This is a genomic window from Pseudobutyrivibrio ruminis AD2017 (assembly GCF_000424305.1).
Taxonomy (GTDB): domain Bacteria; phylum Bacillota; class Clostridia; order Lachnospirales; family Lachnospiraceae; genus Pseudobutyrivibrio; species Pseudobutyrivibrio ruminis_B.
On sequence record NZ_KE384162.1, the window covers coordinates 64,670 to 88,173 of the forward strand.

The 23,504-nt window shown below is 37.1% G+C and carries 22 protein-coding genes; all 22 read left to right on the forward strand.

Annotated elements, in window-relative coordinates:
- The first annotated feature begins 11 nt into the window (after positions 1-11).
- Positions 12-512: a GNAT family N-acetyltransferase gene (locus G611_RS0110450; RefSeq protein ID WP_242824276.1), complete on the forward strand. Its 501-nt coding sequence runs from the start codon at positions 12-14 to the stop codon at positions 510-512.
- A 9-nt stretch (positions 513-521) separates the two neighbouring features.
- Entirely contained in the window at positions 522-1,745 is a 1,224-nt protein-coding gene (gene argJ / locus G611_RS0110455) for a bifunctional glutamate N-acetyltransferase/amino-acid acetyltransferase ArgJ (protein WP_028243559.1), read from the forward strand.
- A gap of 13 nt (positions 1,746-1,758) precedes the next feature.
- Entirely contained in the window at positions 1,759-2,667 is a 909-nt protein-coding gene (argB, locus tag G611_RS0110460; RefSeq protein ID WP_242824277.1) for an acetylglutamate kinase, read from the forward strand.
- A complete protein-coding gene (locus G611_RS0110465; protein ID WP_028243561.1) occupies positions 2,660-3,859 on the forward strand; it encodes an aspartate aminotransferase family protein in 1,200 nt (399 codons plus the stop codon). Before argB ends, G611_RS0110465 begins: the two co-directional genes overlap by 8 nt.
- A gap of 81 nt (positions 3,860-3,940) precedes the next feature.
- Positions 3,941-4,510 carry a ComEA family DNA-binding protein gene (locus tag G611_RS14685; protein WP_051195216.1) on the forward strand — a complete coding sequence of 190 codons (570 nt, stop codon included), beginning with the start codon at positions 3,941-3,943 and terminating at the stop codon, positions 4,508-4,510.
- Positions 4,511-4,530: 20 nt separating this feature from the next.
- The gene (locus G611_RS0110475) at positions 4,531-5,226 is read left to right on the forward strand and encodes a response regulator transcription factor (RefSeq protein ID WP_028243562.1); all 696 of its coding nucleotides are present in this window, start codon (positions 4,531-4,533) and stop codon (positions 5,224-5,226) included.
- Positions 5,227-5,237: 11 nt separating this feature from the next.
- On the forward strand, positions 5,238-6,674 hold the full coding sequence (locus tag G611_RS0110480; protein WP_028243563.1) for a sensor histidine kinase: 1,437 nt from the start codon (positions 5,238-5,240) through the stop codon (positions 6,672-6,674).
- Positions 6,675-7,682, forward strand: a complete 1,008-nt coding sequence (locus tag G611_RS14690) for a GerMN domain-containing protein (RefSeq protein WP_051195217.1) — start codon at positions 6,675-6,677, stop codon at positions 7,680-7,682.
- 19 nt (positions 7,683-7,701) lie between these two features.
- Entirely contained in the window at positions 7,702-10,035 is a 2,334-nt protein-coding gene (locus tag G611_RS0110490; protein ID WP_028243564.1) for a DNA internalization-related competence protein ComEC/Rec2, read from the forward strand.
- 343 nt (positions 10,036-10,378) lie between these two features.
- Complete coding sequence (locus tag G611_RS0110495; protein ID WP_028243565.1) at positions 10,379-11,233, forward strand: hypothetical protein; 855 nt, start codon at positions 10,379-10,381, stop codon at positions 11,231-11,233.
- Between the two features lie 526 nt (positions 11,234-11,759).
- Entirely contained in the window at positions 11,760-12,833 is a 1,074-nt protein-coding gene (locus G611_RS14695; RefSeq protein WP_051195218.1) for a lysozyme inhibitor LprI family protein, read from the forward strand.
- 37 nt (positions 12,834-12,870) lie between these two features.
- A complete protein-coding gene (locus G611_RS0110505; RefSeq protein ID WP_028243566.1) occupies positions 12,871-13,161 on the forward strand; it encodes a hypothetical protein in 291 nt (96 codons plus the stop codon).
- Positions 13,162-13,299: 138 nt separating this feature from the next.
- Positions 13,300-14,490, forward strand: coding sequence for a hypothetical protein (locus tag G611_RS15450; protein ID WP_051195219.1), 1,191 nt, complete (start codon positions 13,300-13,302; stop codon positions 14,488-14,490).
- 150 nt (positions 14,491-14,640) lie between these two features.
- On the forward strand, positions 14,641-15,612 hold the full coding sequence (gene hflK, locus G611_RS14705) for an FtsH protease activity modulator HflK (RefSeq protein ID WP_051195220.1): 972 nt from the start codon (positions 14,641-14,643) through the stop codon (positions 15,610-15,612).
- Positions 15,613-15,616: 4 nt separating this feature from the next.
- Positions 15,617-16,480 carry a protease modulator HflC gene (gene hflC, locus G611_RS0110520; protein ID WP_028243567.1) on the forward strand — a complete coding sequence of 288 codons (864 nt, stop codon included), beginning with the start codon at positions 15,617-15,619 and terminating at the stop codon, positions 16,478-16,480.
- Between the two features lie 157 nt (positions 16,481-16,637).
- Positions 16,638-17,339: a response regulator transcription factor gene (locus G611_RS0110525; protein ID WP_028243568.1), complete on the forward strand. Its 702-nt coding sequence runs from the start codon at positions 16,638-16,640 to the stop codon at positions 17,337-17,339.
- A gap of 17 nt (positions 17,340-17,356) precedes the next feature.
- Complete coding sequence (locus G611_RS15455; RefSeq protein ID WP_051195221.1) at positions 17,357-19,864, forward strand: sensor histidine kinase; 2,508 nt, start codon at positions 17,357-17,359, stop codon at positions 19,862-19,864.
- A gap of 78 nt (positions 19,865-19,942) precedes the next feature.
- Positions 19,943-20,578, forward strand: coding sequence for a hypothetical protein (locus G611_RS0110535; protein WP_155942287.1), 636 nt, complete (start codon positions 19,943-19,945; stop codon positions 20,576-20,578).
- A gap of 75 nt (positions 20,579-20,653) precedes the next feature.
- Positions 20,654-21,277, forward strand: a complete 624-nt coding sequence (locus G611_RS15460; protein WP_051195222.1) for a hypothetical protein — start codon at positions 20,654-20,656, stop codon at positions 21,275-21,277.
- Positions 21,278-21,488: 211 nt separating this feature from the next.
- Positions 21,489-22,247 (forward strand): SDR family NAD(P)-dependent oxidoreductase, encoded by a 759-nt coding sequence (locus G611_RS0110545; protein ID WP_028243570.1) that lies wholly within the window; start codon positions 21,489-21,491, stop codon positions 22,245-22,247.
- Between the two features lie 18 nt (positions 22,248-22,265).
- Positions 22,266-22,985 carry a 5'/3'-nucleotidase SurE gene (gene surE, locus G611_RS0110550; RefSeq protein WP_028243571.1) on the forward strand — a complete coding sequence of 240 codons (720 nt, stop codon included), beginning with the start codon at positions 22,266-22,268 and terminating at the stop codon, positions 22,983-22,985.
- Positions 22,986-23,067: 82 nt separating this feature from the next.
- A complete protein-coding gene (locus G611_RS0110555) occupies positions 23,068-23,445 on the forward strand; it encodes an Asp23/Gls24 family envelope stress response protein (RefSeq protein ID WP_028243572.1) in 378 nt (125 codons plus the stop codon).
- Positions 23,446-23,504: the final 59 nt, after the last annotated feature.

Below are 23,504 nucleotides of genomic sequence, written 5' to 3' on the forward strand. Positions count from 1 at the left end.
AGGGACCTAATATGATTACAAAAGATTCTTTTAACGTAACTTTAGATTTAGGAGTCCATATGGATTTTACAATCAGAACTATGGATATCAGCGATTATGATGAGGTCTATGATTTATGGACTACCATTCATGGATTTGCAATGCGAAGCATTGATGATTCTAAGGAAGGTGTAAAACGTTTCTTAGACAGAAATCCAGGGCTTTCTGTTGTTGCAGTTGCGGACGGCAAAATCGTCGGAAGCATTTTAGTGGGACATGATGGAAGACACGGCTGCTTTTATCATGTATGTGTTCACGAAAATTATCGTAAAAACGGAATCGGCAGGGCTATGGCTACATCTGCTATGGTACGACTTAAATCTGAAGGAATCACAAAGATTCAACTGGTTGCCTTTACTGACAATCAACTTGGAAATAGTTTTTGGCAGGCAGAACAGTGGGTAGAACGAAAGGATTTGAATGTATACGATTTTACCCTGAACGATGAAAATATAATAGCATTTAATAAATAGGAGCAGATTATGAAGGAGATTAATGGTGGAATAACAGCAGCATCGGGGTTTAAGGCAGCAAGCCATGCAGCTGGGATTAAATATCAGGGACGTACTGATATGGCAATGGTTTATTCTGAGGTGCCATGTGTATGTGCAGGAACCTTTACCAGTAATGTGGTTAAGGCAGCTTGTGTGCAGTGGGACATGAATATTGTAAAATCAGGCAAAAATATGCAGACGGTGGTTATCAATTCTGGAATCGCAAATGCCTGCACTGGCAAGGAAGGCTTTGATGCCTGTGAGGCAACAGCAAAAGGTGTAGAGGAAGCACTTAACATACCATTTGATACTGTTGCAGTTGCATCTACTGGTGTAATCGGCATGCAGCTTCCAGTGGACAAGCTGGTGGATGGTGTAAAGGCAATGGCACCAAAGCTTGATGAAAGCATAGCAGCAGGCAGCGATGCTTCAAAGGCTATTATGACTACAGATACTGTTAATAAAGAAATTGCTGTAGAGTTTGAAATCGGTGGCAAGATGGTTCATTTAGGTGGAATGAGCAAGGGCTCAGGCATGATTCATCCTAATATGTGTACTATGCTTGCTTTCTTAGGAACAGATTTATCAATCGAAAAATCTCTTTTGCAGGAAGCGGTTAGCGAAGTGGTGGCAGACACCTTCAATATGATAACAGTAGATGGTGACACTTCTACAAATGATACTTTGCTTTGCATGGCTAATGGCTTGGCAGAAAACAAAAAGATTACTGAAAAGGACGCAGCTTACAATACTTTTAAGGAAGCCTTGTCCTTTGTATGCGAAACTCTTGCAAAGAAGATGGCTGCTGACGGCGAAGGTGCAAGCAAGCTGTTTGAAGCTACTATCGTAAATGCGAAGTCAAAGGAAGATGCGAAAACCTTGGCAAGAGCTATTGTAGGTTCAAATCTTTCAAAGGCAGCAATCTTTGGATGTGATGCTAACTTTGGTAGATTTTTATGTGCTATGGGTTATTCTGGTGCTGATTTCAACCAGGAGGATGTGGAGCTTTTCTTTAAGAGTGTTAATGGCACATTAAAGGTTTTTGACAAGGGTACACCTATAGTATTTGACGAGGATGAAGCTCTTAAGATTATGAAGGCAGATACAGTTACAGTTTATGTAGATATGCATGAAGGCAGGGCTTCTGCTACAGCATGGGGATGTGACTTAACTTATGATTACGTAAAGATTAACGCTGATTATCGCAGCTAACAGGGAGGATGGTATGGACGTAAGTATGCAAAAGGTAATGGATAAGGCAATGGACAAAGCTGAGGTTTTGATTGAGGCTTTGCCTTATATTCAAAGATTTAATCGCAAGATTATCGTTGTAAAATACGGTGGAAGTGCAATGGTGGATGAGGAGCTGAAAAAGCAGGTTATCCAGGATGTTACACTTCTAAAGCTGGTTGGCTTCAAGCCTATCATTGTTCATGGTGGCGGCAAGGAGATTTCTAAGTGGGTTGAAAAAACTGGCATGACACCAGAATTTGTAAACGGTCTTAGAAAAACAGATGAGCCTACCATGGAAATTGCTGAAATGGTGCTAAACAAGGTTAATAAGTCTCTTGTTCAAAATGTGCAGTCCCTTGGTGTAAATGCTATTGGCATTTCTGGAAAGGACGGCGGGCTTTTAAAGGTTGAAAAGAAGCTATCTGATGGAAAGGACATTGGCTTTGTTGGAGAAATAATAGAGGTTAATCCTAAGATTATAATGGATTTGCTTGAAAAGGATTTCCTACCAATCGTTTGTCCAATCGGTATGGACGAAAATTTCGTAACCTACAATATCAATGCTGATGATGCAGCCTGCGCCATTGCAAAAGCAGTTAACGCTGAAAAGCTGGCTTTCCTTACTGATATCGAGGGAGTTTATAAGGACAAGGATGATCCTGATACATTAATTTCGCAGCTTTCAGTGGAAGAGGCTAAGGCTTTAATTGGAGATGGATTTATCGGTGGTGGCATGCTTCCTAAATTAAATAATTGTATTGAGGCAATTGAACAGGGCGTTTCAAGAGTCCATATTTTGGATGGCAGAATTGCACACTGCTTACTTCTTGAAATCTTTACAAACAAAGGTATTGGAACAGCAATCATAGGAGACAAGGATACGAGGTATTACAATGAATAAAAAGCAGATGATAGAGCAGGCCGAGGAAAGCTTGTTTCATGTATACAATAGATTCCCAGTAGTTTTTGACTATGGAAAGGGAGTACATCTATATGACGAATTGGATGAAGAATATTTGGATTTCGCATCGGGCATTGGTGTAATGGCATTTGGATATGGCAATGAAGATTATGAGAATGCATTGATCACTCAGCTAAAAAGAATTACTCATACATCTAATCTTTATTATCATCAGCCTATGATAGAGGCAGCAGAAAAACTATGTAAGGCATCACAGATGGATAAGGTGTTTTTTACAAATTCTGGTGCCGAGGCAATAGAAGGTGCATTAAAGACAGCAAAAAAATATGCATATAACAAAAAAGGCCCAGGGGATTATGAGATTATCGCTATGGAAAATTCCTTCCATGGACGTACAATTGGTTCTTTATCAGTTACAGGAACAGAGCATTATAGGGAGCCATTTTATCCACTGATGTCTGGAGTCAAATTTGCAACCTTCAATGATTTTGGAAGCATACTTGCTAATCTTTCAGATAATACCTGCGCCATAATCATGGAGACTGTTCAGGGAGAGGGTGGTCTATATCCAGCAGAACAGGATTTTATCTCAAAGGTAAGGGAGCTTTGCGATGATGAAGGAATCCTTCTAATTCTTGACGAGGTTCAGTGCGGAATGGGAAGAACAGGAAGCATGTACGCATATCAGCAGTACGGTATTAAGCCAGATATTCTTACTACTGCTAAGGCTTTAGGAAACGGAGTGCCTGTTGGCGCGTTTGCTGTTACTAAAGAAGTGGCCGAAAATTCCTTAGTCCCAGGAGACCACGGAACAACTTATGGCGGCAATCCTCTTTGTACCGCAGCTGTTTCGCAGGTGTTTGATATGTTTGAGGACTATAAGATAATAGATCATGTTAATGAAATCACACCTTATTTTTCAAATGCATTGGATAAGCTGGTGGAAAAATATGATTTTGTTACTGGCAAAAGAGGCTTAGGCTTGATGCAGGGACTGGTTCTTACGATTCCTGTGAAGGATGTTGTGACAAAAGCATTGTTAGAACAGCACTTGGTAGTTTTGTCTGCAGGTTCTGATGTCCTTAGATTACTTCCACCACTTGTAATCACCAAGAAGGATGTAGATGAGTTTATGGAAAAAATACAAAAAGTACTTGACACATTTTTGTAAAACTCTTGTAATATATAAAAAAATTCGCTACAATAAGCAAGACGATATTGGAATCTCCTGGGTATTTTGAAAGGAGATTTAATGAAAAAACTATTCTGTGTTGCTTGTTGTAGCATTTTTTTATTCGCAGGCTGCGGCAAAGCATCATATTTTCAATCAACTGAGCTTGTGGAAGCTAAAGAAGAAGCCGACGAAAACAAGGTAGTGGAGGATTTAGTTCCATCTACAATCTACGTTCAGGTGGCTGGGGCTGTTGTTAAGCCTGATGTCTACGAACTTCCAGAAGGCTCCAGAGTCTATGCAGCAATAGAAGCTGCAGGTGGTTTACGTGATGAAGCTGATGACAGTGACATTAATCAAGCGGCACTTTTAGAAGATGGTCAAAAGCTGTACATTTATACTGAAGAGGAAGTTGTAAAAATCAAGCAACAGGAAGAACAGTCAAATGAAACAGATGATGGTCTTGTAAATATTAATACAGCCACCGCTACAGAGCTTATGGCTTTGCCAGGTATTGGCCAGTCAAAAGCTAATCAGATTATTGCATATCGCGATGCTAACGGTTCATTTTCATCTATTGAGGATATTAAAAACGTTACAGGCATCGGAGATGGCATTTTCAATCAAATTAATTCATTTATCAAAATTTAAGAATGGTATAGAGGAAAGAAATGGCTAAGAAGGTATTAGTTGTAGACGATGAAAAACTCATAGTAAAGGGAATTAGATTTTCTTTAGAGCAGGATGGTATGGAAGTAGATTGTGCCTATGATGGTCAGGAGGCCTTAGATCTTGCAACAGCAAATCATTATGACATGATTTTACTAGACGTTATGCTGCCAAAGCTTGATGGGTTTGAAGTTTGTCAAAGCATCAGAGAATTTTCTACAGTTCCTATTGTCATGCTTACAGCAAAGGGCGATGACATGGATAAGATTTTAGGATTGGAATACGGTGCTGATGATTATATTACTAAGCCTTTCAACATTTTAGAGGTTAAAGCCAGAATAAAGGCTATTATGCGTAGAGCCGCAATAGGACAGCCAGTAGCTCCTCAGCATACAGAAGAAAATATTATAGAGAATGGTGATTTAGTTTTAGATAAGAGCAATCGTAGACTTACTATCCTTGGAGAAGAATACAACCTTACTTCAAAGGAATTTGATATGCTTCTTCTTTTAGTTACAAATCCTAAGAAGGTGTTCTCTCGTGAGGACTTGCTTCATAAGATTTGGGGAGAGGATTATCCTGGAGATGAAAGAACAGTTGATGTTCATGTTAGAAGACTCAGAGAAAAAATTGAGCCTAATCCAAAGGAACCAAAGTACGTTCGTACTAAATGGGGCGTTGGATATTACTATATGTAAAGTGAGTTAAAATGAAAAATAGATTAAGCTTAAGTTTTTTTCGCAGTATAGGTTTTAAGATTGCATTAATTATAATTCTCGTAGGCATCATACCATTTATGGTATGTGTGCCTATTTCTTTGCGCGCATACGAATCTGTATCTATTCATACTGATGGTACAAATCTTATGGCACAAGCCATTTCCTATAACAATCAAATTGTAACTAGTGGTTACGCTACAGGTGAAGATAATGAAGTGTTAGATAACGAATTTAAATCTGTTGCTGACAGTTATAATGGTAGAATTCTTATTATCAATTCCACACTTAAAATCGTAAGAGATTCATTTATGGCTGATATTGGAAAGACGGTAATATGGGAAAATATTATCTATTCAATGCAGGGTGAATCCCTTTATTATTACGACAAAGCCACTAATTATCTGATTGTGTCAGTGCCACTTGTTAATTCTGATGGAGAAATTGTTGGCGTTCTTGTAATGAATAAATCCATGGATTATTTAACACAGAATGAGGATTCCTTCATTTCCTATATGTTAATCGGAGCGGTAGTTATTTTTTCTCTTACAATAATAATTGCCGTAGTTGCTCAGATTTATTTTTCAAGACCTCTCAAGAAGATGTCAAATTCTTTGGATTCAATCATTAGAGAATATGATACCTTACTTCCAGAAGAATCATCTTTTGTTGAAATTGAAAACATTTCTTCTAAGTTTAACGAGGTTATTGGAAAGCTACATTCTATTGATGAATCCAGACAGGAGTTTGTTTCGAATGTGTCTCATGAATTAAAGACACCACTTACTTCCATGAAGGTATTAGCAGATTCCCTTAATGGTTCTGAGGATGTGCCAATAGAAATGTATAAGGAATTTATGATGGACATTGGTGATGAAATCGATAGAGAAACCAAAATCATCAATGATCTTTTGAGTTTGGTTCGAATGGATAAGAGCGGTGCAGAGCTTAATGTTTCTGCGGTAAACATTAATGAGCTTATCGATCATATCCTTAAAAGACTTAAGCCTATTGCTGAAAAAGCAGATGTACAGGTTGTTTACGAATCCTTCAGACCTGTTGTTGCTGAGGTAGATGAGGTTAAGTTTACACTTGTTATAACTAATCTTGTAGAGAATGCCATTAAATACAACAATCAGGGTGGCTGGGTGCATATTTCGCTGAATTCTGATCATCAATTCTTCTATATAAAGGTAGAGGATAATGGTCTTGGAATTCCAGAGGATTCTGTAGAGCATATATTTGAAAGATTCTATCGTGCGGATAAATCACATTCACGAGAAATAGGTGGAACAGGACTTGGACTTGCGATTACAAAGAGTTCAATTGCCATGCATAATGGTGAAATCAAGGTTCGTTCTACATTGGGAGAAGGCTCAACATTTGATGTTAGAGTTCCTCTTAATTACATCAAGAAGGAGGTGCACTAAATGAAAAAGCTTAATCGTGTGCTTTCTGTTGTGATGGTATTTGTTCTTATGCTTTCTTTTGCTGCATGTGGAAAGAAAACAGCTATTTCAAATGGAAAGATTTATTATGTTAGAGCAGATAAGGCAGGCATCATAGCTGTAAATTATAATTTCGAAAATGTTAGTACAGACGATTTAATCTCAGAGGCTTTAAATGAACTTTCAAAAGATACAGATGATATTGATATTATTAACACCATTCCTGTAGGAGTAACTGTTAAGAACTGGGAGCTTAGCAATAAAAGCTTAAATCTGTATTTAGTAGGAGATTATGAATCATTAGATACTTACACTGAAATATTGGTTAGGGCTGCTATTGTAAAGACATTAGTGCAGATAAAGGGCGTTAATTCAGTTTCTATATTTGTAAATGATTCACCTCTTTTAGATTCTAATGGTGAGGCAATCGGAACAATGACTGCTGATACCTTTATTGAAGATTTTGGACAGGAAACTGATTCATTGCTTCATACAGAGCTTACTTTATATTTTGCTAGTGCAGATGGTGTATCCACTGTTCCTGAAAAGAGAGAGGTTTATTACAGTAGAAACGTTACTCTTGAAAAGCTTGTTATGGATCAGCTTCTTAAAGGACCGGAAACTGAAGGCTTGCTTTCAGCTTTACCAAATGGCTCTAAGCTTAATTCCATTACAGTATCGGAAAACGGTGTGTGCATTGTAAACTTTGATGCGGCGGTTGAGACTGCAGTAGCTGGAGTTACAGAAAATGTCACTGTTTATTCAGTAGTTAATTCACTTACTGAGCTTGATAATATTAAGCAGGTTCAGATTTTGGTTAATGGTGAAACACCTCATTTATCTAATACGGATATGGATTTAACAAAAGCCATTTCTAGAAACGAAGATATCATCAATGAACAACCAGTTGATTATGATGATGAGCAAATGTATTTAGATGAAGATTATTCTGAGGAATACGTTGAAGACGAGGTAGTTCCTGAAGAATAGTTTTTAGGAGGAAATAAGCTTGCGAAGAAAGTTATGCTTAATTTCCTTGGTGTATGTTTTTATTATTGCATTTAGTGTGTATGGCCCCTTGGATTTCATAGGGGCCTACGCAAAAGTTAATACTGTTTCGTCAGTTATAGCTGATGGAGACAGGATAGATGTACAAGGTAATATTATCCGCAAGGAAATTAAAAAAGATTCGACAATTTATTATGTTAAGGATGCCGATATTTACTGCGAAAAGGGTACCTTAACAAACATTTCTATCATATTTAAATTAGATTCCGATAAAATTCCAAACAAAAGTAAAGTTAATATTACAGGCACTGCCAAGCTATTTCAAAAGCCCAGAAATGAAGGGGGCTTTGATGAAAGGTCATATTATAATTCGCTAGGTTATTATCTTATGGTTGATGGGGCAGATGTGAAGGCGGTTAAGGCTGGTAGATTAATTAGCCTTGATTTGCTGTACCGATTAAACAAGGGTGTGATGTCAGTTTACAGCAAGTCTCTTCCTGGCGAGGAAGCTGGATTTCTTGGCAGTGTTTGTTTAGGAAATAAAAGTGACCTGGATAGTCAGCTGAAATTATTGTTCCAGCTTGTTGGCATTGCACATATCATGGCTGTGTCTGGATTACATATTTCAGTTGTATGTATGTCTTTTTACAGGTTCTTGAGGGCAAGAGGCATTAGCTTTTTGGCAAGTGGTATTGTAGCTGGAGTAATTGCAGTTATGTATGGCCTTTTGACCGGTGGAAGTATTTCTTCAGTTAGGGCTATAGGCATGTTTTTGATTTATATTCTGGCTGATATTTTAGGAGAATGCTATGACAGCCTGACAGCTCTTGCAGTTATGGCGGACTTATTGTTATTTGATAATCCTTTATATTTAACAAATGCAAGTTTTATATTTTCCTTTGGAGCAATACTTGCAATAGTGCATTTGGTTATTCCATTGAACAAAATGTATACAAGCTTTTGTAGTAGAAAAAGGAGACTACGTATAAGCGATAATGGATTTGATTACAATGAAAAGGAGCCCATTCTTATCAGATTTAAACAGTGGATGGGTTCTAGCATTATTTTTTCATTTTCTATTACCGTGTCCATGCTTCCTTTGGTTACTTATTTTTATTACGAAGCACCTTTATATTCAGTTATATTAAACACCTTGATTTTACCATTAATGCCAGTCCTTCTTTTGGTGGGACTTGTGGGTGGATTTGTAGGATTATTAGTCTTTCCTGCGGGTCATGGAATTCTATTACTCACTCATATAATCATTTATTTGGATGAAATGATTGCGACAATTTTTTCAAAGCTACCTTTAGCAAATGCTGTGGTTGGAAGGCATGGTATTTTGGCTGCAATTATTTATTACATTGCCCTGGCTCTTATATGCAATATGTTTAAGCTTGAGAAATATATAAGAGGCATATATGCAAATCTTAAAGAGGAATCTAATCCTAGAGTACTACTTAGAACAGCCAAAAAGCAGCTTACAGTTGTAATGGTGTTATTTTTTGTTGCAGGGATGATATGGTTGATTCCTGAAAAGCAGGGCTTTGAGGTTGATATTCTTGATGTGGGACAAGGTGATGGAATATACATCAGCTCAGGAGATGGCGTTAGATTTTTTATCGATGGTGGCAGCACAAGCTCTGATGCAGTTGGAAAATATACACTGCTTCCTTTTCTGAAATTCAAAGGGGCAGGTCATATAGACTATTGGTTTTTGTCTCATATGGATTTGGACCATGTGTCAGGTGTGCTAGAGCTTCTTAGCACAGGCTACAGAATTGATAATATCGTACTTTCTTCTGAGATTCCTAGTGGAGATATCTTGAACCAGCTTATTGCTTTGGCTCAGGCTAATGGAACGAATATTGTTTACATGAGTCAGGGCGACATCTGTGGCACCAAGCATTTATCATTTAAATGCGTATATCCATTTGATGGAATTACCTCTGATGATATTAACGCTTTATCACTGTCTCTTTTAATGGAATACGATAAAGACTGTGACGGAGAATGTGACTACTTAGGCTTCTTCGGAGGAGATATCGGTGCCAAACAGGAACAAGCTATAGCAGCCAGTGGTCAGGTTGGGCATGTTGATTTGCTAAAGGTCAGTCATCACGGCAGTAAATATAGTACAAACGAGCAGTTTTTATCAGTGCTGTCACCTGATGTGGCTGTAATAAGTTGTGCTAAAGTAAATCGCTACGGCCATCCATCTGCTGAAGCTATCGAACGACTAGAATCCGCGGCAGGCAAAGTATATTACACCATGAATTCTGGCCGCATAAAAGTAACCACAGATGTTATAGATGAATACGTAAAACCGGATTAGGATATCTTGCTTTTTGTTATTGTTGCAATGGTTACTATCCGTGGTAGAAAGAGCGCGTGTAGATAGTAGGAGGTATAGCTGTGACTACTATCTGAGCCTAAAGATTGAAATATAGATAGTAGTAGCTTTGAGAGCGACTACTATCTAAGCGGGGAGATAGCTAAATAGATAGTAGTGCTTTTTTAGAGGCTTACTATCTATAGAATAAATTCATTTTACAGATAGTAATGGCCAGTTGGATGACTACTATCTGTGAAGAAAAAAATGGCATAGATAGTAGTTGTAGGTGATAGGGCTACTACCTGTAAGGGAAAATTAATTATAGATAGTAGTGCAGAAGAGAATGGCTACTATCTCATATGAAATATTCATTTTAGATAGTAATAATGATCGAAAGGATATATTTATGAATGTTAAAGAATTAGAAGAAGAATTAGAAATTGTAAAAAAACATAAGAAAAAGGTTATGTTAGAACTTAAAAATTATTCTGACATTATAAACCACACATTAGTGCAGAAGAAAAGTAATAAATGCTATCAATATTATTATAGGGATGATTCTAAAGATTTAATATATATTAAGGCAGATGATAAACAATTAGCAAAGCGGTTGGCACAAAAGGAATATTATGAAAAGTTACTTGCCAATCTTTACGCACAGGAAAAATCTATTGAAAGATTTTTATGTAAGTATAATGAAACCTATTTAAAAGAGACTTATGAGTCTTTAGCTGATGGAAAAAAGCGACTGGTGAATCCAATTGAAAAAACGGATGATGAATTTATAACTGAATGGAGAAAAAAATATATAGGAGAGCAAAATTCATATGATTTTTCAGTGTCATACACTACAAACAAAGGGGAGGAGGTTCGCTCAAAATCAGAAAAGATTTTGGCAGATTTATTTGCTAAGTATGGAGTGATTTATAAGTATGAACCAGAAATAACGTTGTACAACGGACGTAAAGCCTATCCGGATTTTGCATTATTGAATATTAGAGAAAGAAAGACATATTTCTGGGAACATTTTGGATTGGCCTCTGATGAATCATATTCTGATAAGAATTTGGCAAAACTGGCAAAATATGAAAAATCAGGAATACTTCTAGGGGATAATCTTATAGTGTCGGTGGAAGCTGAAGGTATAGGAATTGATATTAAGCTTGTAGAAGAGAAAATAAAAAGATTACTAATGTAAAGTTCTATGAGTTTGTATAAGTTTAAGCGTAATAATACTATTTTCTAAAGAAAAATATAAATAGATAGTAACAGTTTTAGATGAGACTACTATCTGAGCCTTAAAAATGAAATATAGATAGTAGTGGTTTTGGGAGCGACTACTATCTAGACGGAGAGATAGCTGTATAGATAGTAGTGCTTTTTCAGAGGCTTACTATCTATAGAATAAATTCCTTTTACAGATAGTAATGGCCAGTTGGATGATTACTATCTGAGAAGAAAAAAATGGCATAGATAATAGTTGTAGGTGATAGGGCTACTACCTGTAAGAGCAAAATTACTTTTAGATAGTAGACTATCTTAAAATGACTACTACCTGCGATGATAATTGATTCCTAGATAGTAATATCAATTGGAATAAAGAATTAAATATCTAGATGGGCCTTTAATTATGCTCCATAAAATGAATGAGTGTAGAAAAAGCATCACCATTGTATTAAAATATTTTGGTGATGTTTTTTTAGCATCCGGAAGGAGATTAATGTATGAGTAAAAGACGTAAGAAGAGAATGCAAAGAAGAATAAGCATTATTTTGATAATAGTTGCTTTAGTGTTGGTGGCAGGATGTGGTGTTTATTATCTTGTGAAAAATAGTGATTCAAAAGATGAAATTACTGAGAACACTACAAAAAATACTGATGTTGGAACGGTTTCAAAGGATTCAAATAATGCTGAAGATAACAAATTAGAAAAAGTCGCAGATGATGATTCCACATTAACATTTGAGGATTTAGCACAGTATGGTTATTCGTTTTATAGCGGTGCTGGTGGATGGGAAGATGATTTTGATATTGAAAAGGATGGCAGCTTCCACGGCAGTTATCATGATTCTGACATGGGTGATACCGGTGATGGTTATCCTGATGGAACATTTTATTACTGTGAATATGAAGGGCATTTTGAAGACATCCAAAAGGTGGATGAATTCACATATAAAATGCACATGAAGGATATTAACATTATAAATAATGATGGTGAATACATCGCAGATGGCGTAAAATACATTCCTGTTACCCCATATGCACTTAACAATGCAGATGAAATAGAAATCTATATGCCAGGTAAGCCTGTTTCAGAAATTGATGAGGAAGTTCAGCGCTGGATTTTTATTGAAACACAAGATCAGCAGGATACATTGGATAATCTCGCACTTGTAAATGTTAATGAAAATCAGGGTATTACAAGCTATACTAGAATGACTCCTAAGGAAGATGCTGAGAGTACTTATAATACATATAAAGAAAGCTATGATTATTATGCAGACCAACTTTCAGAGGCTGCTACTACTGCAGATATGGTAGAGGCTACATCAAATCAGATTAGAGTTTCGGATGAGTGTCTTAATGATATCTGGAGAATAATAAAGTACAATACAGATGAAGCTACATTTAACAAAGCTCTTGAGGAGCAAAGACAGTGGCTTAAGGATAGAGACGCTAGTGCTGACAGAGCTACCGCAGAGCATTTAGGTGGTAGCCAGGCAACTGTTGATTACAATGATATCTATGCAACAATGACAATGGAACGCTGCAAGGAGCTGCTTAAGTATTTTAATTAGACAATCTTAAAGCCCCTGACACTAAAGGATAAAATAAATGGACACAACTAAATTAGAAGAACTATATAAAAAGATGACTCAGGTTCATGAGAAATCAGTTGAGATTATTGATAATCACAAGATATCCTCAATGCTTATGAACGAGTACAACAATAAGGTCAATCAATATGATGATATGTACAAATCATTAGAAACTATGAAGGCTCTTGCTTCAAAGGAAGAGACAATAGATAATCTTATAAATCAGCAGATAGAGGCTTTGAGTGTGCGAATTAAATGGGAGCTTGATTGGCTCAAAAGGGTGGCAAGTTCTATAAATACAAAATAACATCATAGTGGACTTTTACTATAAAGACTTATTAAAGGAGTGCCGATACATTTAAAGAAGACCAGGCATAGGGACGTGCAAAGGTCTTCAAGCGTTTGGCACTTTTTTATATTCTTTATTTGTGGAAAGGAGTCCGCTATGAAGATTGAAAACAGCCATGTAAACATGGCATCTAGTCACAATTCTTATTCTAGTACCCATGTAGAGCAGCTGACAATTGAACAACGAGCGAATGTGGATACGCTTGGTGCAGTTTTGAAGCTCTCGGAAGAAGGGGAAAAATCTTACAAAGAATCACTTGAACAGTTAAAGAAAAATGAAGAAGAGGCAGCTAAGGAAAGACAGAAAGAAAATTTGCAGAAAATGTTCAATAAAATGGCAGAACATGATAAGCAGATTCGGGAAGCAAATGCTGGTATGAGTCAGTGGGACATGGAGGATTTGCAAATTAGTCTGGTAAAAAAGATTTTGGATTTGCTAAATGGAAAACGTAGTCCTGTGGAGAAGAAAATGTCTGATCAGTTGAAATCCTTTAATGCTTGGCAACGGAAGATTATAGGAAGCTGTGAAGCAGAAGGAGTAAAGTTCAGTGTAAATGGCGCTGAAGCAAAAACATTGAATTTAGCGTCCATGGCGTCAGTATCTCGTACTCAGGTGTGGCAAAGGATTACCGCTACATCAGGCACACACTTAGAATATGAAAACACCACCTTTGCAAGTACAGGTGAGGTTCAGACATCTGATGGAAGAAGTCTAAGCTTTAATGTAGAGGTAACTCTTGGAAGAAGTCTCGTTCAAAGAATTGATTCATTAAAAGAGGAAATCTATACAAGGATTCTTACAGACCCGCTTGTTATTAACATGGATACTAATTTAACATCTATTTCAGACCAAAAATTTAAATTTGATATTGATTCAGATGGTGATGAGGATGAAATCTCATTTACAGGAAATGGAAGTGGATTTTTGGCGTTGGATAAAAATGAAGATGGCAAAATTAACGATGGCTCAGAACTATTCGGAACTAAATCTGGGGATGGTTTTAAGGACCTTTCAGAATATGATGAAGACAAAAATGGCTGGATAGATGAAAATGATGCTATCTTTAACAAGCTTAAGGTATGGACAAAGGATGAAGAAGGTAACGACAAACTTTTGAATCTGAAGGATGCTGATGTTGGGGCCATTTATCTTGGAAACATAGATACAGAATTCAGCTACAAGGATGGAATAGGAAATACCGATGCGGTTCTTAGAAAATCAGGAATTTATCTAAAGGAAAGTACCGGTGCTGCTGGAACTGTAGCACATGTGGATTTAGCGTTGTAGTAACAAATAATCAAAGTGCCAATTTAAACAAATAATAGACTGCCTTATTGTTTATAGACATTAAGGCAGTTTTTGAGTTTTTATTATGGAAGTATATTAGCCCATTTGTTATAATGTTTTATGTAGTTTTTTTAGGGAAAGGATAGATGTATGAAAAACAAATTTAAAGAAAATGTTACGGATGGCATAAAAGACATTTCTTCGTATTGGAAGATAATCTTAATAGTTTTTGTAGTTGTCATAGTAGCATTTCGCTCGGTTTATTTTATTTCTGAACAAAAGAATGGTGTTGTAACACAGTTTGGAAAGGTTGTAAGGGTTGATACAGCTGGAATGCACTTCAAGGCTCCATGGCAGTCACTTCAGACTGTAGATATCACAACTCATGGTACAGGAATAGGATATTACATTGATGATGACACTCAGGATTTTGCTTCTGATGAGGATGGAATTATGATTACCTCTGATTTTAACCTGTTGAATATCGATTTTTATATGGAATACAAGGTGTCTGATCCAGTGGCTTATCTTTATAATTCAGAGGCTCCAGAAGAAATCTTAGAAAACATTGCCTTGGCAAATATCAGAACAGTGGTTTCTAACTATACTGTTGATGAAGCCATGACTACTGCAAAGGGATTAATTGAGCAAGAAGTCAAAGAGGATATGGTTAAATCCTTACAGGATACAAATATAGGTCTGTCTGTACAAAACATTACAATCCAGGATTCAGAGCCTCCAACAGAGGATATCATAGCTGCTTTTAAGGCTGTTGAAACTGCAAAGCAGGGAGCAGACACAGCAAAAAATAATGCATTGCAGTACCAGAACGAGCAAATTCCAAAGGCAGAGGCAAAGGCAGATAAAATCGTTCAAAACGCCACTGCATCTAAGGAAGCCAGAATTGCCGAAGCAACCGGTGAGGCTTCAAAGTTTAACAAGATGTACGAGCAGTATTCAATGTATCCAGAAATCACAAAAAAGAGAATGTTCTTTGAAAAGGTTGAAGAGATTCTTCCTAACACTCGCGTAATCATTACAGATGGTCAGTCAAAGATTATCCTTAATGATGGAACAACTGCTAAGAATTCAGCAATTTCTGATGAGGTGGAAGGAGAATAATATTATGAAAAAGATTTTACCAATAGTGCTTGTCATTGCAGCACTTATCATATTTGGTTCATCTACCTACAGTGTTAGAGAGGATGAGGCCATACTTATCGCTCAGTTTGGAAAGGTTCAATATGTGGAGGACAAGCCAGGCCTTCATTTCAAGGTGCCTTTCATCCAAAATACTATTTCAGTTTATACAGCAAACATTTTATATGATATTCCTACCTCTGATGTTATTACATCGGACAAGAAATCTATGATTGCTGATAATTATGTTACCTGGTACGTATCAGATCCTGTAAAGTACTATCAGACACTTAACGCTGTTAAGGGCAGAGCAGATGAACGTATTGAGGCTGCAGTTTATAATGCAACTAAAAAGACTATTTCTTCTATGACACAGGATGAGATTATCGCATCCCGCGGTAGTGCTCTCACAAAGAAGATTACAGAGGAATCTAATTCCGACATTTCTCAGTATGGAATCACAATTGGCAAGGCCGAGATAAAGGCGCTTGACCTTCCAGAGGATAATAAGAACGCTGTTTATGAAAGAATGATTTCTGAGAGAAATAATATTGCCGCAGGCTACAAGGCAAAGGGTGACGCTGAAGCTCAGAAGATTAAAAATGAGACAGACAAACAGGTTACTGTAACTGTTGCAGAAGCTAAAAAGCAGGCAGATGTCCTTGAAGGTGAAGGAGAATCTGAATATATGCGTATTCTTTCAGAGGCCTACAATGATCCAGCGAAAGCAAGCTTCTATAATTTCGTAAGAAGCCTTGATTCCTTGGATTCATTAGTTGGGGATGACAATGTAATTATCCTTGACCAAAACTCAGAGCTTGGACGTATTCTTAACGGCTCTTTATTCTAAATAACGATTAGCTTGGGATTGCATAGCTGCAATCCCTTTTTTCTTAAACAAATCTTAATAATTTACCCTATTGGAACTTAAAATAATATACAATAAGATATATTTGTGATTAATCATAAGGCTTATCCATAAGCCACAACATATACAGGGAGACAACATGAACAGAATTCTTATTTGTGATGACGAACCAGATATCGTTTCCGCTTTGCAGATTTATCTTAAGAGCGAGGGCTTTGATGTAATTAGCGCAACGAATGGAAGAGAAGCGGTAGACACATTAAAGGAGCAGACAGATATAAAGCTGATTCTCATGGATGTGATGATGCCAGTGATGGATGGAATCGCTGCCATGGCAGAAATCAGAACCTTTTCCAATGTGCCAATCATAATGCTTACAGCAAAAAGTGAGGACGCTGATAAGGTGATGGGACTTACTATCGGCGCTGATGATTATGTAACCAAGCCTTTTAATCCAGTGGAGCTGATGGCAAGAGTGAAATCTCAGATTAGAAGATACACTTTGCTTGGCGCATCTACAGGTACAGTTAAGGACAATGATAGTGTTCTTAAAATTGGTGGTATCGAGCTTAACGATAAATCTAAGGAAGTTACCTTGGATGGAGAACTGGTAAATCTTACACCATTAGAATTTGACATTTTAAAACTTCTTATGACCCATAAGGGGGAAGTTCTCTCACCCCGGGACATTTACGAGAAGGTTTGGAATGAGACAGTTATAGGTGCGGAAAGCACTGTAGCAGTCCACATCAGACATCTCAGAGAAAAATTAGAATACGACAGTGCCAACCCAAGATACCTAAAGGCTGTCTGGGGGCACGGCTACAAGATTGATGATTGATTCATCAGGAGGATGATATGAAAATATTTTATAATAATCTCAGTAAGATTTTACTTGGTATAGGATGTTCTATATTTGCATTTATCAGTGTGATATCACTACTGGTTTGTGCATTCTTTCAAAGCTTGGGATTATATTCAAGCAGGAAGGATGAGTTTTATGATAGCGTAAACCGAATGGCAGGAAATGGATATGCCACTTTAGCATTGTCTGATTACAAAGATGACTTTAATAAAGATAAGCTAAAGGATATGAACTGCTATTATGGAATCATAAAGGGCGCTTATAACGAAAATACGAATTTAGATGATGAGTCCATTTATGAATATAAGAATTTTGGTAAGAACGTAGTGCCAGATAATGCCTATGTAAGAACTTTTCACATTGGTTCTGACACAGAGTTTATTTTAAGTGATAAATTTTTTGATTTATGGTCAGGCAATCAGATAGTTGATAGATATAATCAAGTTTATAATACATATCAGATTGCTGGTATCGGCTATGATTCCATTGGTCAGAAGGCGTATGTTTATAGCAATGGTAAATTCTATGGGGTAAATGATGAATATTACTATTGTGGAGTAGATGGGTTAGATGAGGAATCAGGGTTAGATGAGGAATCAGGTAATGATGATTTAAATTCAGCAGCTAATATTGTTTATAAGAAAATATGGGAAAATAATGTGCCTGAGGCAGTTACTGATTCTTCAAATGAAGAAGATGAGACAACCTATGTAATAGAGGATGAACAGGTAACTCCAGATACAAGTGGGGGCGGTCAGGATTATCTTTATATAGATGATATGGCATTTGGTACTTTAGAGGATGTTAATTCTAAGTATGTTTTTGAGATATATACAGATGAGGGCGAGAGCGCTATGATATCTGGCAAATATGTGGCAGATCTCTCACCGATGCATGACTCCCTATCTGAGATTGTAGATGCAAACGCTTCATTTGATAGTGTATCGGAATTTGGAGTATATGAATCTAGCTCTGATACTGAGGCGTATACTTTTGTATGCTTCCCTAAGACACCATACAATGGTAATGTTGATTTTTATGGTCAGGCCAAATGGTTTATAGGCTTTGCTGAGGATATGAAATTCGTATTTCCGATAGTGGCAGCTTTAGCATTTGTGCTTTCGATTATTTGCTATGTATTGTTTATGTGTGCCGCAGGTCACAGAAAGAATTCTTCTGAAATCCAGACAGGCTGGGTAGGATGGATGTGGACCGATGCAGCGTTTTGGCTGTTTTTAACCTTTGAATATATCATATTTGCAATTATATATAGCTGTTCTTCTTATATGAGAGAGTGCAATCTTTCTATAGGAATGACAATTGCGGTGTTTGGAATATTTGCGGCTGTCATGATGACAATAGGGCTTATGTGGTCTGCAAACTTAGCTGTAAATGTAAAGCTACATCGATTCTTCAAGCATACCTATGCATATAGGTTTATAATTTGGTTCAAAAGCAAGCTTGAGGTGGTACGCCAGGAGTCAATAAAAATTAGAAAGAATATCAAATGGACCAGAAGAATATGGGCTATCTTTATCGTAATTACGATAATTGAGTATTTTGTTGTCATGACTTCAATAGATACTACTGGTATAGCCCCTTTCTGGGCAATTGAAAAGATTGCATTTGCAGTAGTATTGCATAAGCTTTTAGTTAGCTATGCAAGAATCAAAGAAACAGCCACATCTCTTGCAGCTGGTGATTTATCTGCCAAGGTAGAGCTTAATGGAATGCCACTATTTATGGCAGAGCACGCCATGGCAATGAATCAGATTCAGGAGGGAATCAACGTAGCCCTAGAGGAGCGAACCAAATCAGAGCGCATGAAGACAGAGCTTATTACAAATGTATCTCACGATATCAAAACTCCTCTTACATCTATAATCAACTATGTTGATTTGCTGCAAAAAGAGAAGATAGATAATGCTAAGGCTAAGGAATACTTAGAGGTATTAAGCCGCCAGTCAGCCCGCCTTAAAAAGCTCATTGAAGATTTGATTGAGGCATCAAAGGCTTCTACTGGAAATATCAAATTTACGATGGAACCTATTAACGCAGTAGTGCTTTTGAATCAATCTATAGGTGAGTTCACTGACAGACTTGAGGCAGGTAAGGTTACAGTAGTAACTGATTTCCCATCCCAGGATATATATCTAAATGCTGACAATCGCTACCTTTGGAGAGTTTTCGATAATCTTATGTCTAACATAGTAAAATATGCCCAGGCTGACACAAGAGCCTACATCGATTTGAAAAAGGCAGAGGGCAAAATCAGATTTACCTTTAGAAATACATCTAAAAACGAGCTTAACATATCTGCGGATGAGCTTATGGAGCGTTTTGTAAGAGGAGACAGATCCAGATACACAGATGGCAATGGACTTGGTCTTTCTATTGCAAAAAGTCTTGTGGAATCCATGGGCGGTATATTGAAGCTTGAGATAGATGGAGATTTGTTTAAGGCTATGGTTGAATTTGACGAGCTTGTAGAGTCAAAATAAATTTATTTCCATTAGGGGTTAATTTGTGGCATTACTTCTCCGATATAAGATTTAGCAAATGATGTAAGGAGGGTTTTGATGAGTTCGATACATAATTCAATGGAATATTATCAAAGTAATCAAGGCTTGCTTTCGATGCTAAACAGTAAAAAGAGTGGCAATGCTCTAATTGACCAAATCATTTCAAGCAATGATTTGAAGTTTCAGCGAAAGATGGAATCTATGGGGCTTTCATCTAAGGGCTCTAACAGTAAATACAAAACAGTGGATAAATCTGCAACAAATCTATTAGATGCTCTTTCAAAAATGGATGACAAATCCTTATACGAGGCTGAAAATGGAAAAGAATATGATAATGCTGGATTGTTGAAGGGTGTTTCTAATTTTGTTACAGCCTACAACAGCGCTATAACAAACCTAACCAAATGTGGAGGGGCGTTAAATAAAAGCTTTCAGACTGAGTTTGTGGAGGCCTTCAAGGCTAAAAAGGCTGATTTTGAAAATATCGGAATCAAAATGGGAAGCGATAACAAGCTTATCGTAGACCAGGAGAAGCTATCAGCTGCAAAGCCTGAGGATGTAAAAGCTTTGCTTGGCAGCACATCCAGCTATTATAAAAATATTGCTAGTGCAGTGGATTCAATCGATACAATCATAAATAAAGCGCTTGCTATGGGCTCCGGCAATTACAATGCCAAAGGGGTAATGTTGTAAGAACTATTTGAATATGTAAGGAAGTTTAAGGTTCATGGATGAAATGCCATGAACCTTTTTTATTAGGAGAAGGCTATGCAGATATCTTTTGATTTAGGCACAATGAAATTAAATAATGAGAGCAAATCAGGCCAGTATGTATCAAATCAGCTTACTGATGTGGTGAGAAGACTTAAAGAACAATCTACTATGGCTAACAAAGAAGATGATTCAAAAATGATGGAAAAAATCCAGGCAAAAATAAAAAGTGGAAAAAAGCTGACTTCCAGAGAAGAATCATATCTAAAACAGCACAATCAAGAGCTGTATATGCAATATTTAAGAATAAGAAGAATGGCTGAAGCACTAGAGCATCAGCTGGAAAATGCAAACTCTAAAGAGGAGGTAAACGATATTATCTTTCATGCTGTTAATGGAATTTCCGATAAAGATCCATATAAAGCAGCTATTGTTGCCGCACTAGATGAAGTGATAAAGGATTTCAAAAAATCGGATGGATATACTAATCTGCCTTCTAGCAATGAAGAGATTGAAGAGGGACGAAAGGCTAGGGCAAATAAAGGAAAAGAACATACAGAAGATGATGAGATAGGCTTTTTTGAAGAAGTAGAGAACCAAGAGGATGATTTTGATGCTATGGCTTGGAGCCCTTTGCAGGATGTGATAGACGCCATGCCTACCTTTGACATGCAGTCATAATGATAGAAGCTTCACTTAACTAAATGGTCATTTTGGGTTAAGTGAAAATAGATTAATAAAAAATAAACTTAAGTCTAGTGTTAATGCTAAATATTTGGTGTATTTTGAATGATAAACATGGGGATTACCGAAAGAATCTGTAGATTTATAAGAGCATATTCTTTAAAATATAAGTATGAAACTAGTTAAAACGGCAAAAAGGGAGGTAGTTATGAAAACAGTACTTATTACTGGGGCAACATCAGGTATAGGAATGGAGTTTGCTAGGAGATACGCGGCAGCGGGCTACAGACTCATTATCACGGGGCGCAGAACAGATAGATTAGAGCAGCTAAAGGGAGAGCTTGAGGTTCCAGTTGAGGTTTATACCTATGATTTAGGCAAGAAGAAACAGTGTTTTGAATTGCTAGAAGCTCTTAAGGATGAGGAAATAGACGTATTCATAAATAACGCAGGCTTTGGCTTGGCTGGTGCTTTCCTTGAGACTGATATAGAAAAAGAAGTTAATATGATTAAGGTTAACGATATGGCAATGCATATTCTCTTTAAAGGGATTCTTCAGAAGATGCATGCAAATGGTCATGGCCAGATTTTAAATGTGGCATCATCAGCGGGACTACTGCCAGCAGGACCATATATGGCAACATATTATGCAAGTAAAGCATATGTAACAAGCTTAACAAGAGCTGTTGCCAGGGAGCTTAAAGAGATGGGTAGCCCTGTTAGTGTAAGTGCTCTTTGTCCAGGACCTGTAGATACAGAGTTTAACGACAGAGCAGATGTTGTATTTGCTTTAAAGGGAATTAGCGCTAATCAATGTGTTGATGAAGCAATCAGAGGATTGGCAAAGAGGAAGCTTATTATCGTTCCATCATTTACGATGAAGCTAGCTGCTGTATTCTTACATCTTGTTCCTTATCCAATTTTAATAAAGATGACAGGACGCCAGCAGAAAAAGAAGTTAGGTTAGATATTTTGGGAGAAATAAATGAGAATATTAATTACAAATGACGATGGGATTTATTCGGATGGCATAGTGCGACTTGCCAAGGCCGCTAAGGATTTTGGAGAGGTTTGGGTGGTGGCACCAGAAAGCCAACGAAGTGCTGCAAGTCATAGTATTACTCTTCATGACACAATTGATATATATCTATGCGATGATTTTCCAATTGATGGAGTTAAGGCATATTATTGCAGTGGAACCCCAGGAGATTGCGTAAGAGTTGGTGGACTTAACGTAATGCCACAAAAGCCAGATGTGGTTTTATCAGGAATTAATTATGGATATAATGTTGCATCAGATATTCAGTATTCTGCAACATGTGGTGCAGCATTTGAGGCAGCCTTTCAGGGGTATCATGCCATTGCATTATCTGAGGGGGCATGCGATTGTCATGAGGTCACAGACAAATATATTAAACAGGTATTGAAAGAACTTCTTGATAAGCCTCTTGAGCCAGGTTTAGTTCACAATGTGAACTTTCCAGGGTGCACATTATCAGAGTGTAAAGGCATTCTTTACGACAGAAAGATATCCAGAGGAATGTTCTTTAAGGATACCTATGATGTGGTAGAAGAGTTAGAAGACGGTGGAATACGTTATATGGTAAATGGCCATTATAACGAGGAAAATGAGCCTGATACAGATTTTAGAGCAATAACTGATAACTACGTTTCTGTAGGGGTTGTAAACAACATAGGTTTTTAGTATAGAATCATAAAATATGTTTACCAATTGATGCTTCTTTGCTATAATTAATCTAGTTTCTTACGAATTTTAGGAGGCAGATATGGCAGAAAATAAGAATTTTGTTATAAATGTAAATGGAGATGGTGGAGTTAACATCTCTGAAGAAGTTATTGGGATAATCGCAGGTCTTGGCGCTGTTGAAGTAGAAGGTGTTGAGTCACTTGCTGGAAATCTTACATCTGATACTATTTCAAAGGCAGGCGCTGGTAAGCTTGCAAAGGCTATAAAGGTAGTTGATAACGAGCCTGGTAAGATTGCAGTTCACATGGCTATTAACATGAAGTACGGTTACGAAATTCCAAAGGTTTCAGGCATGGTACAGGAAAAAGTTAAGTCAGCTGTTGAGACAATGACAGGTCTTGAAGTTAGTGCGGTTGATATACGTATTGCAACAGTTAGTGTTGCTGGTACAAACTAGCCTACAGTTGTTTATTTTTTATGCATATTAATGTATAATTATGGGGTGCTATTTTAGAT

Coding starts and splice junctions, on each gene's coding strand:
- G611_RS0110450 (WP_242824276.1), top strand. CDS start 12: ATGATTACAAAAGATTCTTTTAACGTAACTTTAGATTTAGGAGTCCAT.
- argJ (WP_028243559.1), top strand. CDS start 522: ATGAAGGAGATTAATGGTGGAATAACAGCAGCATCGGGGTTTAAGGCA.
- argB (WP_242824277.1), top strand. CDS start 1,759: ATGGACGTAAGTATGCAAAAGGTAATGGATAAGGCAATGGACAAAGCT.
- G611_RS0110465 (WP_028243561.1), top strand. CDS start 2,660: ATGAATAAAAAGCAGATGATAGAGCAGGCCGAGGAAAGCTTGTTTCAT.
- G611_RS14685 (WP_051195216.1), top strand. CDS start 3,941: ATGAAAAAACTATTCTGTGTTGCTTGTTGTAGCATTTTTTTATTCGCA.
- G611_RS0110475 (WP_028243562.1), top strand. CDS start 4,531: ATGGCTAAGAAGGTATTAGTTGTAGACGATGAAAAACTCATAGTAAAG.
- G611_RS0110480 (WP_028243563.1), top strand. CDS start 5,238: ATGAAAAATAGATTAAGCTTAAGTTTTTTTCGCAGTATAGGTTTTAAG.
- G611_RS14690 (WP_051195217.1), top strand. CDS start 6,675: ATGAAAAAGCTTAATCGTGTGCTTTCTGTTGTGATGGTATTTGTTCTT.
- G611_RS0110495 (WP_028243565.1), top strand. CDS start 10,379: ATGGCTACTATCTCATATGAAATATTCATTTTAGATAGTAATAATGAT.
- G611_RS14695 (WP_051195218.1), top strand. CDS start 11,760: ATGAGTAAAAGACGTAAGAAGAGAATGCAAAGAAGAATAAGCATTATT.
- G611_RS0110505 (WP_028243566.1), top strand. CDS start 12,871: ATGGACACAACTAAATTAGAAGAACTATATAAAAAGATGACTCAGGTT.
- G611_RS15450 (WP_051195219.1), top strand. CDS start 13,300: ATGAAGATTGAAAACAGCCATGTAAACATGGCATCTAGTCACAATTCT.
- hflK (WP_051195220.1), top strand. CDS start 14,641: ATGAAAAACAAATTTAAAGAAAATGTTACGGATGGCATAAAAGACATT.
- hflC (WP_028243567.1), top strand. CDS start 15,617: ATGAAAAAGATTTTACCAATAGTGCTTGTCATTGCAGCACTTATCATA.
- G611_RS0110525 (WP_028243568.1), top strand. CDS start 16,638: ATGAACAGAATTCTTATTTGTGATGACGAACCAGATATCGTTTCCGCT.
- G611_RS15455 (WP_051195221.1), top strand. CDS start 17,357: ATGAAAATATTTTATAATAATCTCAGTAAGATTTTACTTGGTATAGGA.
- G611_RS0110535 (WP_155942287.1), top strand. CDS start 19,943: ATGAGTTCGATACATAATTCAATGGAATATTATCAAAGTAATCAAGGC.
- G611_RS15460 (WP_051195222.1), top strand. CDS start 20,654: ATGCAGATATCTTTTGATTTAGGCACAATGAAATTAAATAATGAGAGC.
- G611_RS0110545 (WP_028243570.1), top strand. CDS start 21,489: ATGAAAACAGTACTTATTACTGGGGCAACATCAGGTATAGGAATGGAG.
- surE (WP_028243571.1), top strand. CDS start 22,266: ATGAGAATATTAATTACAAATGACGATGGGATTTATTCGGATGGCATA.
- G611_RS0110555 (WP_028243572.1), top strand. CDS start 23,068: ATGGCAGAAAATAAGAATTTTGTTATAAATGTAAATGGAGATGGTGGA.